Source organism: Candidatus Pelagibacter sp. PS_06, from assembly GCF_059418045.1.
This window is the reverse complement of the sequence record NZ_CM182078.1, coordinates 196,892-211,312: the sequence shown is the minus strand read 5'-3', so window position 1 is coordinate 211,312 and position 14,421 is coordinate 196,892. Positions and strand designations below refer to the sequence as shown.

The 14,421-nt window shown below is 31.5% G+C and carries 14 protein-coding genes and 1 other RNA gene; 4 read left to right on the top strand and 11 right to left on the bottom strand.

What is annotated here, in order from left to right; all coding sequences use genetic code 11:
• Positions 1 to 2: 2 nt before the first annotated feature.
• From AC5SLZ_RS01095 to hflK, 10 genes are all read right to left on the bottom strand, one after another.
• A complete protein-coding gene (locus tag AC5SLZ_RS01095) occupies positions 3 to 1,037 on the bottom strand; it encodes a rod shape-determining protein (protein WP_494615809.1) in 1,035 nt (344 codons plus the stop codon).
• Complete coding sequence (locus AC5SLZ_RS01090) at positions 1,038 to 2,609, bottom strand: 2-isopropylmalate synthase (protein WP_028036356.1); 1,572 nt, start codon at positions 2,607 to 2,609, stop codon at positions 1,038 to 1,040.
• Between the two features lie 107 nt (positions 2,610 to 2,716).
• On the bottom strand, positions 2,717 to 3,739 hold the full coding sequence (gene ilvC / locus AC5SLZ_RS01085; protein ID WP_297681748.1) for a ketol-acid reductoisomerase: 1,023 nt from the start codon (positions 3,737 to 3,739) through the stop codon (positions 2,717 to 2,719).
• Between the two features lie 19 nt (positions 3,740 to 3,758).
• Entirely contained in the window at positions 3,759 to 4,307 is a 549-nt protein-coding gene (gene ilvN, locus AC5SLZ_RS01080; protein WP_494615807.1) for an acetolactate synthase small subunit, read from the bottom strand.
• On the bottom strand, positions 4,308 to 6,074 hold the full coding sequence (locus AC5SLZ_RS01075; RefSeq protein WP_494615806.1) for an acetolactate synthase 3 large subunit: 1,767 nt from the start codon (positions 6,072 to 6,074) through the stop codon (positions 4,308 to 4,310). It lies immediately after the preceding gene.
• Positions 6,075 to 6,122: 48 nt separating this feature from the next.
• Positions 6,123 to 7,034, bottom strand: a complete 912-nt coding sequence (gene miaA / locus AC5SLZ_RS01070) for a tRNA (adenosine(37)-N6)-dimethylallyltransferase MiaA (protein ID WP_028036352.1) — start codon at positions 7,032 to 7,034, stop codon at positions 6,123 to 6,125.
• A gap of 2 nt (positions 7,035 to 7,036) precedes the next feature.
• Positions 7,037 to 8,446 carry a Do family serine endopeptidase gene (locus AC5SLZ_RS01065; protein WP_494615804.1) on the bottom strand — a complete coding sequence of 470 codons (1,410 nt, stop codon included), beginning with the start codon at positions 8,444 to 8,446 and terminating at the stop codon, positions 7,037 to 7,039.
• A 1-nt stretch (position 8,447) separates the two neighbouring features.
• Complete coding sequence (locus AC5SLZ_RS01060; protein WP_494615803.1) at positions 8,448 to 8,633, bottom strand: DUF2065 domain-containing protein; 186 nt, start codon at positions 8,631 to 8,633, stop codon at positions 8,448 to 8,450.
• Between the two features lie 9 nt (positions 8,634 to 8,642).
• A complete protein-coding gene (hflC, locus tag AC5SLZ_RS01055) occupies positions 8,643 to 9,512 on the bottom strand; it encodes a protease modulator HflC (RefSeq protein ID WP_494615802.1) in 870 nt (289 codons plus the stop codon).
• Positions 9,513 to 10,616, bottom strand: coding sequence for an FtsH protease activity modulator HflK (hflK, locus tag AC5SLZ_RS01050; protein ID WP_494615801.1), 1,104 nt, complete (start codon positions 10,614 to 10,616; stop codon positions 9,513 to 9,515).
• Between hflK and AC5SLZ_RS01045 the strand changes: the two genes are divergently transcribed.
• Complete coding sequence (locus AC5SLZ_RS01045; RefSeq protein ID WP_494615799.1) at positions 10,617 to 11,492, top strand: Mrp/NBP35 family ATP-binding protein; 876 nt, start codon at positions 10,617 to 10,619, stop codon at positions 11,490 to 11,492.
• On the opposite strand, the gene thyX is transcribed toward AC5SLZ_RS01045, so the two are convergent.
• Positions 11,473 to 12,420 carry an FAD-dependent thymidylate synthase gene (thyX, locus tag AC5SLZ_RS01040; RefSeq protein ID WP_494615798.1) on the bottom strand — a complete coding sequence of 316 codons (948 nt, stop codon included), beginning with the start codon at positions 12,418 to 12,420 and terminating at the stop codon, positions 11,473 to 11,475. The genes AC5SLZ_RS01045 and thyX overlap by 20 nt on opposite strands.
• A gap of 4 nt (positions 12,421 to 12,424) precedes the next feature.
• On the opposite strand from thyX, the gene ssrA reads away from it, so the two are divergent.
• The 3 genes from ssrA to AC5SLZ_RS01025 all read left to right on the top strand — a co-directional run bounded on the left by ssrA (position 12,425) and on the right by AC5SLZ_RS01025 (position 14,417).
• Positions 12,425 to 12,724, top strand: a transfer-messenger RNA (tmRNA) gene (gene ssrA, locus AC5SLZ_RS01035).
• Positions 12,725 to 12,813: 89 nt separating this feature from the next.
• Positions 12,814 to 13,494, top strand: coding sequence for a glycosyltransferase family 39 protein (locus tag AC5SLZ_RS01030; protein WP_494615797.1), 681 nt, complete (start codon positions 12,814 to 12,816; stop codon positions 13,492 to 13,494).
• 356 nt (positions 13,495 to 13,850) lie between these two features.
• Positions 13,851 to 14,417 carry a hypothetical protein gene (locus AC5SLZ_RS01025; RefSeq protein ID WP_494615796.1) on the top strand — a complete coding sequence of 189 codons (567 nt, stop codon included), beginning with the start codon at positions 13,851 to 13,853 and terminating at the stop codon, positions 14,415 to 14,417.
• The last annotated feature ends 4 nt before the right edge of the window (positions 14,418 to 14,421 follow it).

Here is a 14,421-nt window from a genome sequence, read left to right as displayed (position 1 = left end):
TCTTAGTATTCAGATAACATAGCAGAGAATGTTTCATCTTGATCTAATGCTTTTCCAGTTCCAATAGCAACACAAGATAATGGATCTTCCGCAACATGAACTGGTAGTCCTGTTTCTTTTGAAAATCTTTTATCAATATTCTTTAATAAAGCTCCACCACCGGTTAAGGTTAATCCCATATCAACTAAGTCAGCTGATAATTCTGGTGGAGTGTTTTCTAAAGCTTGTTTAATAGCATTAATCATTTCTTTCATGATATCGTTTAATGCCTCTGCAGTATCTTCCTCTGTAATATTTACTTCTTTTGGAGTACCTGATCTAAGATCTCTACCTTTAACAGGATAAGTATTTTTTCCAGTTGCTAACGCAGTACCCATTTCTTTTTTAATTTTTTCTGCAGTACTGTCACCTATTAATAAATTATATTCTTTTCGCATATAATTAACTATTGCTTCATCCATTGCATCACCCGCTACTCTTAAAGATTTAGAGTAAACTAATCCTCCTAATGACATCACAGCAATCTCGCTAGTACCACCTCCAATATCAATAATCATAGAACCTGTTGCTTCAGAAATTGGGAGTCCTGCTCCAATAGCAGCAGCGATTGGTTCTTCAATTAATTGAACTCTTCTTGCACCAGCAGCTAATGCACTATCTTGAATTGCTTTTCTCTCTACTGGTGTTGAACCTGTTGGAACACAGATCAAAATTCTAGGATTTGCAAATGTACTTCCTTTATGAACTTTTCTAATGAAATGTTTAATCATTTCTTCTGTAACAATAAAATCTGCTATCACACCATCTCTCAATGGTCTAATTGCACTTATGTTTCCAGGAGTTCTTCCCAGCATAGTTTTTGCTTCATCACCAACAGCTAAAACATTTTTTTTTCCGTTTTGATCAACTATTGCAACAACAGAGGGTTCATTTAAAACTACTCCTTGACCTTTTAAAACAACTAGTGTGTTAGCGGTTCCAAGATCAATTGCCATGTCTTGACTCCAAATTTTTTTAATTCTACTAAATAAACCCATTTATATACCTCTCACTTTTTGATTTTCTTGCTCCATTGGAGCTGTTTTATCACGTTTAATAATCATTTTATTTAATGCATTAATATAAGCATTAGCTGACGCAACTAATGTATCGGTATCAGCTGCTTGACCTACTGTTGTTTTTCCTTTTTCCTCAATTTTAACACTCACTGTTGCCTGTGCGTCTGTTCCCTCTGTGACCGCGTGAACTTGATAAAGTTGTAAATTAACGTCATGTGGATAAAGAGCTTTAATACATTTAAATATAGCATCAACTGGTCCATCACCTGTTTCTGAAGCTTGTTTTATATCCCCATATACATCTAAAGTCATTTCTGCTTTTTGTGGTTCACCTGTACCTGCAAAAACCTTTAATGATTTTAAATTGATTGCATTAACTTTATTATCAACAATTAAGCTATCATCTACTAACGCTATAATGTCTTCATCATAAACATGTTTTTTCTTATCTGCTAAAACTTTAAACTTTGCAAATGCATTACTGACAACATCATCGGTAAGATTAGGATAACCTAAACTATTCATCTTATCTTTAAATGCATGTCTTCCAGAATGTTTACCCATGACTAAAGAAGTTTGTTTAACTCCAACACTCTCAGGTGTCATGATTTCATAGGTTTGTCGATTTTTTAACATTCCATCTTGATGAATTCCTGCCTCGTGAGCAAAAGCATTTTTACCCACAATTGCTTTATTATATTGAACAGGAAAACCAGTTGCATTAGATACAATTTTTGATGCTTTGTTTAACAGTGTTGTATTAATTCCTGTGTCATAAGGCATTAAATCTGGTCTTGTTTTAATTGCCATTACAACTTCTTCTAATGCAGCATTACCTGCTCTTTCCCCTAAACCATTTATTGTACATTCAATTTGTCTAGCACCTGCCTGAACACCAGCTAATGAGTTTGCAACTGCTAGTCCTAAATCATTATGACAATGTGTAGATAGAATTGCTTTGTCAATATTTGGAACTTTATTAAATAATGTTTCTATTATATTTGTAAACTCAGATGGTATCGTATAGCCAACTGTATCTGGAATATTTATTGTAGTTGCCCCACTTTTAATAGCAAGCTCAACTGTTTTGCACATATAATCCATATCTGTTCTTGTTCCATCTTCGCAAGACCACTCAACATCATCAGTAAATTTTCTTGCATAAGAAACATGCTTTCCAATCGACTCGTAAACATCCTCTGGTGACATATTAAGTTTGTGCTTCATGTGTAAAGGACTTGTTGAAATAAAAGTATGAATTCTAAATCTTGGGGCATGTTTTAATGCTTCATATGCTCTATCAATATCTTTTACTGAGTGTCTAGAAAGACCTGCTGGAATAGAATTTTTTAAAATTTTACTTACTTCTGAAACAGCTTCAAAATCTCCAGGAGATGCAATTGGAAAACCAGCTTCAATAATATCAATACCTAATTCATCAAATACTCTTGCAATTTGAATTTTTTCTTCCAAACTCATAGACGCTCCTGGTGATTGCTCACCGTCGCGCATGGTTGTATCGAATATAAAAACTTTATCTTTATTGCTCATAACTATAATTAATAGAAAAATTTATAATACAATCTATGGGAGAGATTGCAAAATAAATGTTAAATTTTAGTTATAATTATCTACCGTTTTGGGTCTTTGATTAAAAATTAGCTTTTATCACTATCTACTAATTTTTTCTTACCAATCCATGGCATCATAGCTCTAAGTTCTGCACCCACTTTTTCCACTGAATGCTCAGCTAATTTTGCTCTAGTTGCAAGAAAGTTTTTTTGACCATTTTTACATTCATCCATCCACTCTTTAGTAAATTTCCCTGATTGGATGTCTGTCAAAACTTCTTTCATTCTTTTTTTAGTTTCCTCTTTATTGACAATTCTAGGACCTGAAACATATTCACCATACTCCGCAGTATTAGAAATAGAATAGTTCATATTTGCAATTCCACCTTCATAAATTAAATCAACAATCAATTTAACTTCATGAACAGTTTCAAAATATGCCATCTCTGGTTCGTAACCTGCTTCAGTTAAAGTTTCGTATCCGTTTTTAATCAACTCAACTAAGCCACCACATAAAACAGTTTGTTCTCCAAATAAGTCTGTTTCAACTTCATCTTTAAATGTAGTCTCAATTATTCCAGATCTTCCACCACCTACTGCTGATGCATATGATAAAGCTAAATCTCTTGCTTTACCTGAGCCATCTTGATGGACAGCAAACAAACATGGAACTCCACCTCCTTTTTCATATTCACTTCTAACTAAGTGACCAGGTCCTTTTGGAGCAACCATAAATACATCTAAATCTTTTCTTGCTTTAATTAAGTCATAATGAACATTTAGTCCGTGAGCAAATGCAATACTTGTTCCTTCTCTTACTCTTTGTTCAATATGGTTTTTGTAAATCTCAGCTTGCAATTCATCTGGAGTTAAAATCATTACTACATCTGCCCAAGCAGCTGCATCAGATAAATTCATAACTTTTAAACCTTTAGACTCAGCTTTGGCTACGCTTGAAGATCCTTCTCTTAAAGCAACAACTATTTCTTTAACTCCACTATCTTTTAAGTTTAAAGCATGGGCATGTCCTTGACTACCATAACCAAAAATTGCAATTTTTTTTCCTTTAATAAGTTCAACATCTGCATCTTTTTCATAAAACATTTTCATTTTTTATCTCCTTAATTAATTAGTTAAATATTTCAGCGCCTCTGGTCATTGCAACCGCTCCGGTTCTTGAGACACTTATAAGACCGTGCGATTTTAAATTTTTTGCCATTTTATCAATTTCTCTTCTAAGTGCTGTAATTTGAATTACAGCAGATTTCTTTGTTTGATCTAATATAACTGGATTGAATTTTTTACAAGCATTTAAAACTTTATTTATTTTAGCTGAATTTCCAACTACTTTAAATAGTGCCATTTCTTTAAATATTACATTTTTATCTTCTCTTTTAAAATTCCCCACTTTATGAACAGGCACTAATTTTTTTAATTGAAGAACAATTTGTTCAATTACTTCAGGGGTTCCTGTTGTAACGATAGTGATTCTTGAAAGGTTATTTTTTTGATCAACTTCTGCTACTGCTAGAGACTCGATGTTATAACCTCTTCCAGAAAAAAGGCCTACCACTCTTGATAAAACACTTGCTTCATTATCAACCCAAACCACAATTATGTGGGTTTCTAATTTACTAACTTTAGTTGGGGTGCTGTATGCTGATTTAGATTTTGGCATTTAAACTAACGCTTTTCCCTTACCTGTAATTTTATTTTCTTCTTGGTCTTTTGGACCTAACAACATTTGATTATGTGGTTTTCCTGATGGGATCATTGGAAAACAGTTTTCTGCTTGATCAACATGACAATCGAAGATAACTGGCTTATCAACATGGATCATTTCCTCAATTTTTTCATCTAATTCATCAGGATGTTCAGCTCTTATACCAATGCACCCATATGCTTCTGCTAATTTTACAAAATCAGGTAAGGCCTCAGAATAACTTTCTGAATAATTTTTTTCATGAAGTAACTCCTGCCACTGTCTAACCATCCCCATATATTGGTTGTTTAAAATGAAAATTTTTATTGGAAGGTTGTATTGAATTGCCGTTGAGATCTCTTGCATAGTCATTAAAATTGAAGCTTCTCCTGCAATATCAACTACTAATTTATTTGGATTTGCTACCTGAACACCAATTGCAGCTGGCAAACCATAACCCATAGTACCCAGACCTCCTGAGGTCATCCATCTATTAGGTTTGTTAAATTTATAGTGTTGAGCAGCCCACATTTGGTGCTGACCAACCTCCGTTGTAATAAAAGTATCTTGGTTTTTTGTTAACTCATAAAGTCTTTGGACTGCATGTTGTGGTTTAATTATTTTATCACTATTAACAAAGTTTAAAGATTGTTTAGTTCTCCACTTTTGAATTTGTTGCCACCATTTTGAAATTTTTTGTTTATTTGATTTTTCTAAATTTAAATTTTTCTTCTTTAAAGTTTTAGTTGTTGATTTAATAACATCAGCTACATCTCCAACAATTGCTAAATCTACTTTTATAATTTTATTAATAGATGAAGGGTCAATATCAATATGGACTTTTTTTGATTTAGGTGAAAACTCATCAATTTTACCTGTAATACGATCGTCAAATCTTGCACCAATATTAATTAGTAAATCACAATCATGCATTGCATTGTTAGCTTCATAAGTTCCATGCATTCCAAGCATACCTAAAAATTGACTATCCTCACCAGGGTAAGAGCCTAATCCTTGAAGAGTTGATGTAACTGGAAAACCAGTGAGAGCAACTAATTCTCTTAAAAGTTCACTTGCTTTTGGCCCAGAATTTACAACACCACCACCAGTATAAAAAATTGGTTTAGAGGCTTTGTTCATTAACTCAATTAATTGATCAATTTCTTTTTGGTTAAATCTATTTTTGTTTTTAGTTTCTATTTTTTTTTCTTTTTTAAGTGAAACATATTTTGTTTTTGCAAATTGGATATCTTTTGGAATATCAACTAAAACTGGTCCAGGTCTTCCAGTAGTTGCAACTTCAAATGCTTCATGCATTATTCTTTGAAGGTCTTTTATATCTTTTACTAACCAATTATGTTTTGTGCATGGTCTTGTAATTCCTGTTGTGTCACATTCTTGAAAAGCATCGGTTCCAATTAAATGAGTTGGTACTTGTCCCGAAATACAAACTAATGGTACCGAGTCCATGTATGCATCTGTTAATGCAGTAACAACATTTGTTGCACCAGGTCCTGAGGTAACCAAAACAACTCCAGGCTTACCGGAAGATCTTGCGTAACCTTCTGCTGCGTGACCTGCTCCTTGTTCGTGTCTTACTAAAATATGTTTTACTGAAGAATGATTTTTAAGTTCATCATAAATAGGTAGAACTGCTCCACCAGGATAACCAAAAATATGGCTTACCTTTTGCTCTTCAAGGCATTTAAATACTATCTCTGCTCCTGTATATAATTTTGGCATTGTGCAATCTAGCTGAAGTTGCACTGATTGGTCAAGTTTTAGTATGAATTATTTAATTTTTTTTAAATATTTATTTAAGTCTTGAGGGTGAAATTTTAGCCAACTCTTCATGTTACCTCGTGCCCAAGTGCTTTGTTTTTTAGCGTATTGTCTAGTTTTTATTGATATTTTTTCAATAACATCCGACATATCTTTTTTGTCCTTCAGATATTCTTTTATCTCATTGATACCGATGGCTTTATTGACGCTCTTATCTTTTCTTACTTTTAATTTAACAAATTTTCTAACTTCTTGAACTGCTCCAAGCTTAATCATTTTTTCTACCCTTTTACCAATTCTTTGGATGAGTTCATCACGAGGATAATCAATATAAATTTTTAAAAAATCATCTTTATTAAAATATGATTTTGTATTTTGAAACCAATCATGAAGAGGTTTTTTTGTAAAATGCATTACCTCATAAGCTCTAATTGATCTTTGGGTATCTGTTGGGTTGATATTTTCTTTTGAGCCTGGATCAAGCTTAATCAATTTTTGATAAAATTTTTGCTGTCCCAACTTTTTTTGCAAATCTCTTATATTGTTTCTATATCTAATTGGAATATTTGGAATATTTACCAATCCATCTGTTAAAGCTTTAAAATATAATCCAGTTCCTCCAACAAAAATTGGTATTTTTTTTCTTTTGTTTATTTCCTTAACTTTTTTAATCGCAATTTTCAGCCAATCTCCAGTCGAAAAATTTTTTTTGACACTATGAAAACCATACAGATGGTGTTTAATTTTTTGATACTCTTTAGGACTAGGTCTAGCAGATAAAATTTTCAATTCTTTGTAAACCTGCATGCTATCTGCATTAACAATCTCGCCATTTACTTTCTTAGCTAACTTAATTGAGAAGTTTGATTTTCCTGAGGCAGTTGGTCCAGAAACTAAAATAATCTTGGATTTTAAATCCATGATTAATCTAGCTTAACACCAATATATCTTCTTTGATTTTGATTATTATATATAGCAAGTAAAATTGTTTTTTGATTTGATTTTAAAACATCCTTCACTATTTTTTGTAAATCTTTTGCATTTTTAATCTTTATTTTTTGCGCCTCAATGATGATGCTATTAGCTTCAACTGATTTTAGTAATGGACTGGTATTTCCTACTTTGGTGATTACTAATCCTGAAGTTTGATTGGGTAATTTTCTGCTCTTAATTTCTTCTTTTGATAATTTTCTAACTGTAATCTTTAAATCTTCAATAATTACATCTTTTGGAGGTTTTGATTTTTTATCGCTTACTTTAAAGTCATCTGAAGTCTCTAGTCTTCCCAATAAAATAATTTTTACTAATTCTTTTTTATTTCTCCAAACTTTAACTTTAACTGTTGTTCCAACTTTTGTTTTTGCAACAATTGCTGGCAACTCTTTCATTTGATTTATTTTAACTCCATTAAATTCAAGAATAATATCCCCTGCTTTTATGCCACCTTTGTCTGACGGACTATTTTCCGCAACACTTGCAACTAAAGCTCCTCTTGGCTCTCCTAGTCTTTCAACATCTGCAATTTCTTGTGTAACATCTTGAATTCTAACTCCTAACCAACCTCTCTTGGTTTCACCAAATTCTATTAGTTGATCAATTACTACTTTTGCGCTGTTTGCTGGAATTGAAAAACCAATTCCAATTGATCCATTTCTTCCAAGAATAGCTGTGTTAATTCCTATAACATCACCGTTCATATCGAATAGTGGGCCACCAGAATTTCCTGAATTAATCGATGCATCAGTTTGTATATAATCTTCATATCTTGATAATCCAATTGATCTATTTCTTGCTGAAATAATTCCTGATGTAACTGTTCCTCCTAAACCGAAAGGATTTCCAATTGCAATCACCCAATCTCCTATTCTAGCTTTATCAGAATCTCCAAATTGAACTGGGGTAAATTTATTGTCTGTTTCTAACTGAAGCACCGCAATATCTGACAGAGGGTCAGCACCTATTACTTTTGCTTTATATTCTTCAACTCCATTCACTCTTACAATGATATCTTCTGCATCCTGGATAACATGATTATTTGTAACAACAATCCCCTTTTCATCAATGATAAACCCTGAACCAAGAGCTGATGATTTTCTCTCTTGAGGAGTTCCAAACTCTCTAAACATATCTTCAAATGGTGATCCTGGTGGAAATGTGAATGGAAATGGATTTGAAGTTGTAGTTACTGTTTGCGTAGTTGAAATATTAACTACAGATGGCATTAGTTTTTCTGCAAGATCTGCAAATGATGCTGGTACAGTTTTTGAGTTTGATTGAATTGAAAAACTAAAAGCTAAAATAAATGTTAAAACTACGAGCTTAATTTTTTTCATACTAACTTTTAACATAATAAATAATTACAAATCCTATAATTGCAAAAATTAGCCCACCGAATCTTAATTGACTATCATTTACAAGTTCTAATTTCTTTAACATACTTTTCATTTTTGATGGAAATATGGCATACAAAATTCCTTCAATAAAAAGAAAGAGACCAAATGCTATGATCAATTCCTTCATAAAAATAGGTTATTCTGATTTAGGTTTTATATTTCCAAAAAACTTAAAAAATTGACTATCAGGAGACAATATTAATGATGTATCTCCACCAATTAAAGCCGTTTCATATGCTTGCATTGCTCTATAAAATGCAAAGAATTCAGGATCTCTTCCAAAGGCTTCTGCAAAAATTTTATTTCTTTGACCATCACCTTCACCCTTCATGATCTCTGAGTCCTTATTAGCATTTGCTAAAATTACTGAAACTTCTTTATCTGCAGTTGATGTGATAGTTACTGCCATCTCAGCACCTCGTGCTCTAAATTCCTTGGCTTCTCTTTCTCTCTCAGTTTGCATTCTTCTATAAATTGCATCACTGTTTGCTTGAGGAAGGTCTGCTCTTTTAATTCTTACATCAACGATTTTAATACCAAACTTTTGAGCTTCTGTATTCACACCTTCTTGAATTAAAGCCATTTGCTTAGATCTATCTTTTGATAATAAAGTTTGTAATTCTTGTTGACCTAATACATTTCTAATTCTTGAGTTTATGATGGTTGCTAATCTTGATCTTGCAACTCTTTCATTTCCAACAGAAATATAAAATTTTAAAGGATCAGTAATCTGAAATCTTGCAAAAGCATCTACGATTAATCTTTTTTGGTCAGATGCAATAACCTCTGCAGGTGGAGTATCTAAATTTAAAATTCTACTATCTAAAAACACAACGTTTTGAATAAAAGGTAATTTAAAGTTTATACCTGGTTCAATAATAATTTTTTTAGGATCACCAAACTGTAGAACAATTGCTTGATTAACTTCTTTTACAATAAAGACTGAAAAGAATACTAAAGCACCTAATATCGCTACTATTGGTAATAATATTTTTTGTACTTTCATTTAATTGCTCGCTTTCGATTTACCTAATTCTGGTAATGGAAGATAAGGAACTACTCCTGATCCTGCATTTTTCTCAATAATTACCTTTTCAATATCAGCTAAAACTTTTTCCATTGTCTCTAAATACATTCTCTCTTGAGTAACTTCTTTTGCTTTATCGTACTCATTAAAAATTGAAACGAACCTACTTGCTTCACCTTCTGCTGATGCTACAACTTTTTGTTTATATGCTTCTGCTGCTTGTAAAATTTTTGCAGCTTCCCCTCTTGCTCTTGGGATAACATCATTTGCATATGCTTCAGCTTCGTTTTTAGATCTTTCCATATCTGCTCTTGCAGCTTGCACATCTCTAAATGCATCAATTACTTGATCAGGTGGATCTGCTTTTTGAGTTTGTACCTGGGTGATTTGAATACCACTATTGTACTCGTCTAATATTGATTGAATAATTTCTTGAGTTTCAATTTCAATTTTTGCTCTTCCCTCAGTTAAAATTGGTTGAATATCACTTTTAGCAATTACTTCTCTCATTGCAGTTTCTGCTGCAGCTTTTACAGTTCCTTCAGGATCTTGAATTTCAAATAAAAATTTGCCAGCATCTTTAATAACCCAAAATACTGAAAAATCTATGTTCACAATATTTTCATCCCCGGTTAACATTAAACTTTCTTGAGGAACATCTGCTACACTTCCGCCTGAAGAAAATCCACTATCTCTCTCAGATCTAAAACCAATATCCATTCTATTCACTTTAGTAACCTTAGGTGTTTCAGCACTCTCTACTGGGAAAGGAATATGATAGTTAAGACCAGGTTGAGTTGTTTTTATAAATTTACCAAATCTTAAAACTACACCCTGTTCATCAGGTAATACTCTATATAGCCCACTTGCTAACCATACAAAAAGTAAAACAATTAAAATTAAACCAATTGGTTTGCCACCTGATTTGCTTCCACCAGGTAAAAATTTGTTAATTTTTTTTTGAATATCTCTAATTATTGCATCTATGTCTGGCGGTGTTGGTCCTCTTCCTGAACCATTTCCTCCTCCACCTGGGGGTGTTCCCCATGGACTTCCACCTCTACCTTTAAAATCGTCTGACATATGACAAAGTATATAGTGTCTTTATTACAAAAAACAAGTAATGATGAAAATATGACTGACAAAAAGCCAGAACTAAGTGACGCAATGAAAAAGAAGCTGGAGCCTAGAAAATTTACAAAAAATCCTATCTTAGGAACAAAATTTACGATCGCAATTTCAAGTGCGAAGGGAGGAGTTGGAAAATCGACATTTGCAACGAATCTTGCGTTAGCTTTAAAACAAGTTGGTTGTAAAGTTGGTTTATTGGATGCTGATATTTACGGTCCATCAATTCCAAAGATGTTTGATATAAATGAAAAACCAAAAAGTGATGGTCAAAAATTAGATCCTATTACAAAATATGATATCCAATGCATGTCCATTGGTTTTTTAGCTGATCAACAAACTCCAATGATTTGGCGTGGCCCTATGGTTACAAGTGCTATCAAAACTTTTACTCAAAAAGTTAATTGGAAAGATTTGGATTTTATTATTGTTGATATGCCTCCAGGAACTGGGGACACTCAATTAACTTTTTCACAAGAAATTAAAATGGATGGAGCAATAATTGTATCCACTCCTCAAGAAGTGGCTTTATTAGATGTTAAAAGAGGGATTAAAATGTTTGATAAACTTGGAGTTAAAATTTTAGGTTTAGTAGACAATATGAGCTATTTTACTGGAGATGATGGCAAAAAATATAAAATTTTTGGTGAGGGTGGTGTTAGAAAAACTGCAGAAGAATTTGACAAAGAATTTTTAGGAGAAATTCCTATCAATCCTGAAGTTGGAAAAAATGGAGATGAAGGTAAACCTATCGTTGAAGCAAATCCTGAGCACGAAATTTCTAAAATTTATTTAGATTTTGCGAATAAAATTAAATCAACTTATCTTTAAGATCAAAAGCAATCATTAACTCATTCCACTCTCTCTTTGAAAGTCCTGAGCTCTCTACATCAACGTTTCCACCTTTGATAAGTTTTTGTATAATTGCTTTTCCTTTTGCTGAAACTTCAGTGCCTCCAACCCTGTAATCCATGAACGCATCATAGGTTATTGGAACCCATTTCTTAACAGTATCTAACATGATATCTGCATAAACTCTTATTTCATATTGGGCATGACTATCGGCTCTTAATCTTAAAAAATTCATCAAGTTTAATAAATCAGTTTTCCAATACCACTGGGTATAAGTATTTAGTGTTAAATTCATTCTAGCAAGTTCTCTTGCTAATCCTTTTTTATTTTCATCAATAGTTGAACCATCAAATCTTTCATTCAACATTGTCTCATAATTATCATAGGTTCTCTCAGCATCATTTTTTAGAAGTTCTAAAACTTCTTTTGCTTGATCACCCTCTAAAACATCACCTCTACCTTGCCTGTTACTAGTAGATTGAGCGGCTAAATTATCTTGTGAGGGTAAATAAAACTCTTTATCTAAAATTGAATACCTTGCAGAATACTCATTCACATTAGCTGTTCTATGTCTGATCCATTGTCGTGCGATAAATATAGGAAGTTTGATATGATATTTTACCTCGCACATTTCAAATGGTGTGCTATGCCAATGTCTCATTAAATATTTAATTAGACCTTTATCAGTTGAAACTTGTTTTGTTCCTTTACCATAAGAAACTCTTGCTGATTGAACTATAGATGTGTCATCACCCATGTAATCAATTACTCTTACAAAACCATGGTCTAAAGCTGGAATTGCTTCATATAGAATCTTTTCAAGCTCTGGAGCAGTAACTCTTTTTGTTGGATTGCTCTGACTTTGTTGATTTTTTATTTCGTCTGACTGTTCTTTTGTTAATTTCATGATTGTTATTGAATCTATTGTAATTCCTTTTATATTAATAATGTTGGTTTTCCAACTACGACGATAAACGAATTTCGTAATAACCATTGCGGACGTGGGGGCAGTACCCACCACCTCCACCATTACAACTTATGGGGGTGAACTAGATTCGACGGATGACTAAAGGCTATTCTTTCGTTCGGGATTGTTCCACCGTGACGGGCTAATTTATAATTGCTAACGAAAGTTACGCACTTGCTGCCTAATTAACTTTGTTAATTAAGTAGACGGGGTTTGGGGCACCTGGCAACAGAACGCCCCCTCTATAATGATTGTAATATCTGATATAAATTATGGTAAATTAGGGAATGTTCAAAAAAGCTAATCAATAAATATAGAAATTAAAAAACTATAATGAATATAAATTTTCAAAATAAGCTTATAATTTTATTAAAAATCATAATAACAATTTTAATTTTTTTTGGATTATGGAATTCCCTAGTTATTGGAGGTTCTTGGGATGAACCTTTTCATGCCGCTAATGGAATACGTCGATTACGTTATTTGATCTCTTTTGGAGAATATCAAAATTATCAATATGCTAATAATCAATTTTATCCAGGTTTATATGACACTCTTAGTAGCTCAATAAGCTATTTATTATATAAAATTTATCCAAATTTTTTTCAGAACTTTTTTTTCAGTATTAAGCATTTTATCAATTTTATTTTTTCAGCACTTTCCGTATATGGTCTTTATAGTTTCGTTAAATTATTTTCAAAAAATGAACTTTTGGCCTTATTTAGTTCATTACTTACAGTCTTAAATCCGTTCTTTTTTGGGCACATGGGGATTAACCCAAAAGATACAATAATATTTTTTTCTCTAATATGGTTTTTATATTTTTTTTATAAATATATTTCAAAAGAAAAAGATTTAAAAAATTTAATTCTTTTTTCTTTTTTTGTTGGTTTTGGCTGTGGTATCAGAATATCTTTTTTAGCAATAATATTTCCAATAATATTATTTGGAATTTTTTATTATGTAAAAATATTCAAATATAGTTCGGGAGATTTTTTAAAAAAAAAATCCTAGATATAGCTATTAGTTTAATAATTATCTTATCTCTAATATTGCTTACTTGGCCTCATTTGCATCAGGGTAACTTTATTATTCTTTTTGAAACACTAAAAAATTCAATTTTTTGGGAAGCTGGGCCAAAATTAGTTTTGATAAATGGCATTTTCCACGAGACATCTAATACTCCTAAAAACTATTTTTTAAGTTTTTTATTATTTAAAATGCCAATTTATCAATCATTACTTTTTTTTATTTCAATAATTCTTATTTTTTTAAAAAAAGATTTTTTTAAAAACTACGTAAATGAATTTTATAAATTTATATTTTTAAATTTATTTATCATCTTATTCATAGTTTTTCTTACAATTGTAATGAACGTCAAAATTTATGATGGAATTAGATTGTTTTTATTCTTAATTCCTTTTTTCTGCACTATTTGTGCATTCAGCATTATTTATTTTTTTCTTAACTTCAAAAAAAGTTACATAAACTTTATATCATCTGGCTTATTTATATTTTTATTAGCTTTATCTTTGAGTAGATTTATTAATCTTTCGCCATATCAGTATACTTATTTAAATTATAATTTTATCAACTTAGATAAAGCTAAAAATAAATTTGAGAATGATTACTGGAATACATCTTGGAAGGAATTAATAAACAAATTGCCAAAAGAAATTAATGGAAAAAAACTCAATAAATTTAATATATCTATATGTGGAGGTGATATTGATATTGCACGCTATTATTTGTCAAAAAAATACAAAAAATTCAACATAACACATCCTAATGAGGCTGATTTTATAATTATGACTAATAGAGCAAGTTTTAATAAAAATGATAAAAGAACATGTTTTGATATTTACAAAGGACAAGATCTTTTCTTTGTAAAAAGAGCTAACTTGATTTTATCAAAATTTACAAAAATAAATAAATAAATTA

Excerpts from the sequence above, each read along its gene's own strand:
- AC5SLZ_RS01095 (WP_494615809.1), bottom strand. The coding sequence starts at position 1,037 with ATGGGTTTATTTAGTAGAATTAAAAAAATTTGGAGTCAAGACATGGCA.
- AC5SLZ_RS01090 (WP_028036356.1), bottom strand. The coding sequence starts at position 2,609 with ATGAGCAATAAAGATAAAGTTTTTATATTCGATACAACCATGCGCGAC.
- ilvC (WP_297681748.1), bottom strand. The coding sequence starts at position 3,739 with ATGAAAATGTTTTATGAAAAAGATGCAGATGTTGAACTTATTAAAGGA.
- ilvN (WP_494615807.1), bottom strand. The coding sequence starts at position 4,307 with ATGCCAAAATCTAAATCAGCATACAGCACCCCAACTAAAGTTAGTAAA.
- AC5SLZ_RS01075 (WP_494615806.1), bottom strand. The coding sequence starts at position 6,074 with ATGCCAAAATTATATACAGGAGCAGAGATAGTATTTAAATGCCTTGAA.
- miaA (WP_028036352.1), bottom strand. The coding sequence starts at position 7,034 with ATGGATTTAAAATCCAAGATTATTTTAGTTTCTGGACCAACTGCCTCA.
- AC5SLZ_RS01065 (WP_494615804.1), bottom strand. The coding sequence starts at position 8,446 with ATGAAAAAAATTAAGCTCGTAGTTTTAACATTTATTTTAGCTTTTAGT.
- AC5SLZ_RS01060 (WP_494615803.1), bottom strand. The coding sequence starts at position 8,633 with ATGAAGGAATTGATCATAGCATTTGGTCTCTTTCTTTTTATTGAAGGA.
- hflC (WP_494615802.1), bottom strand. The coding sequence starts at position 9,512 with ATGAAAGTACAAAAAATATTATTACCAATAGTAGCGATATTAGGTGCT.
- hflK (WP_494615801.1), bottom strand. The coding sequence starts at position 10,616 with ATGTCAGACGATTTTAAAGGTAGAGGTGGAAGTCCATGGGGAACACCC.
- AC5SLZ_RS01045 (WP_494615799.1), top strand. The coding sequence starts at position 10,617 with ATGACAAAGTATATAGTGTCTTTATTACAAAAAACAAGTAATGATGAA.
- thyX (WP_494615798.1), bottom strand. The coding sequence starts at position 12,420 with ATGAAATTAACAAAAGAACAGTCAGACGAAATAAAAAATCAACAAAGT.
- AC5SLZ_RS01030 (WP_494615797.1), top strand. The coding sequence starts at position 12,814 with ATGAATATAAATTTTCAAAATAAGCTTATAATTTTATTAAAAATCATA.
- AC5SLZ_RS01025 (WP_494615796.1), top strand. The coding sequence starts at position 13,851 with ATGAACGTCAAAATTTATGATGGAATTAGATTGTTTTTATTCTTAATT.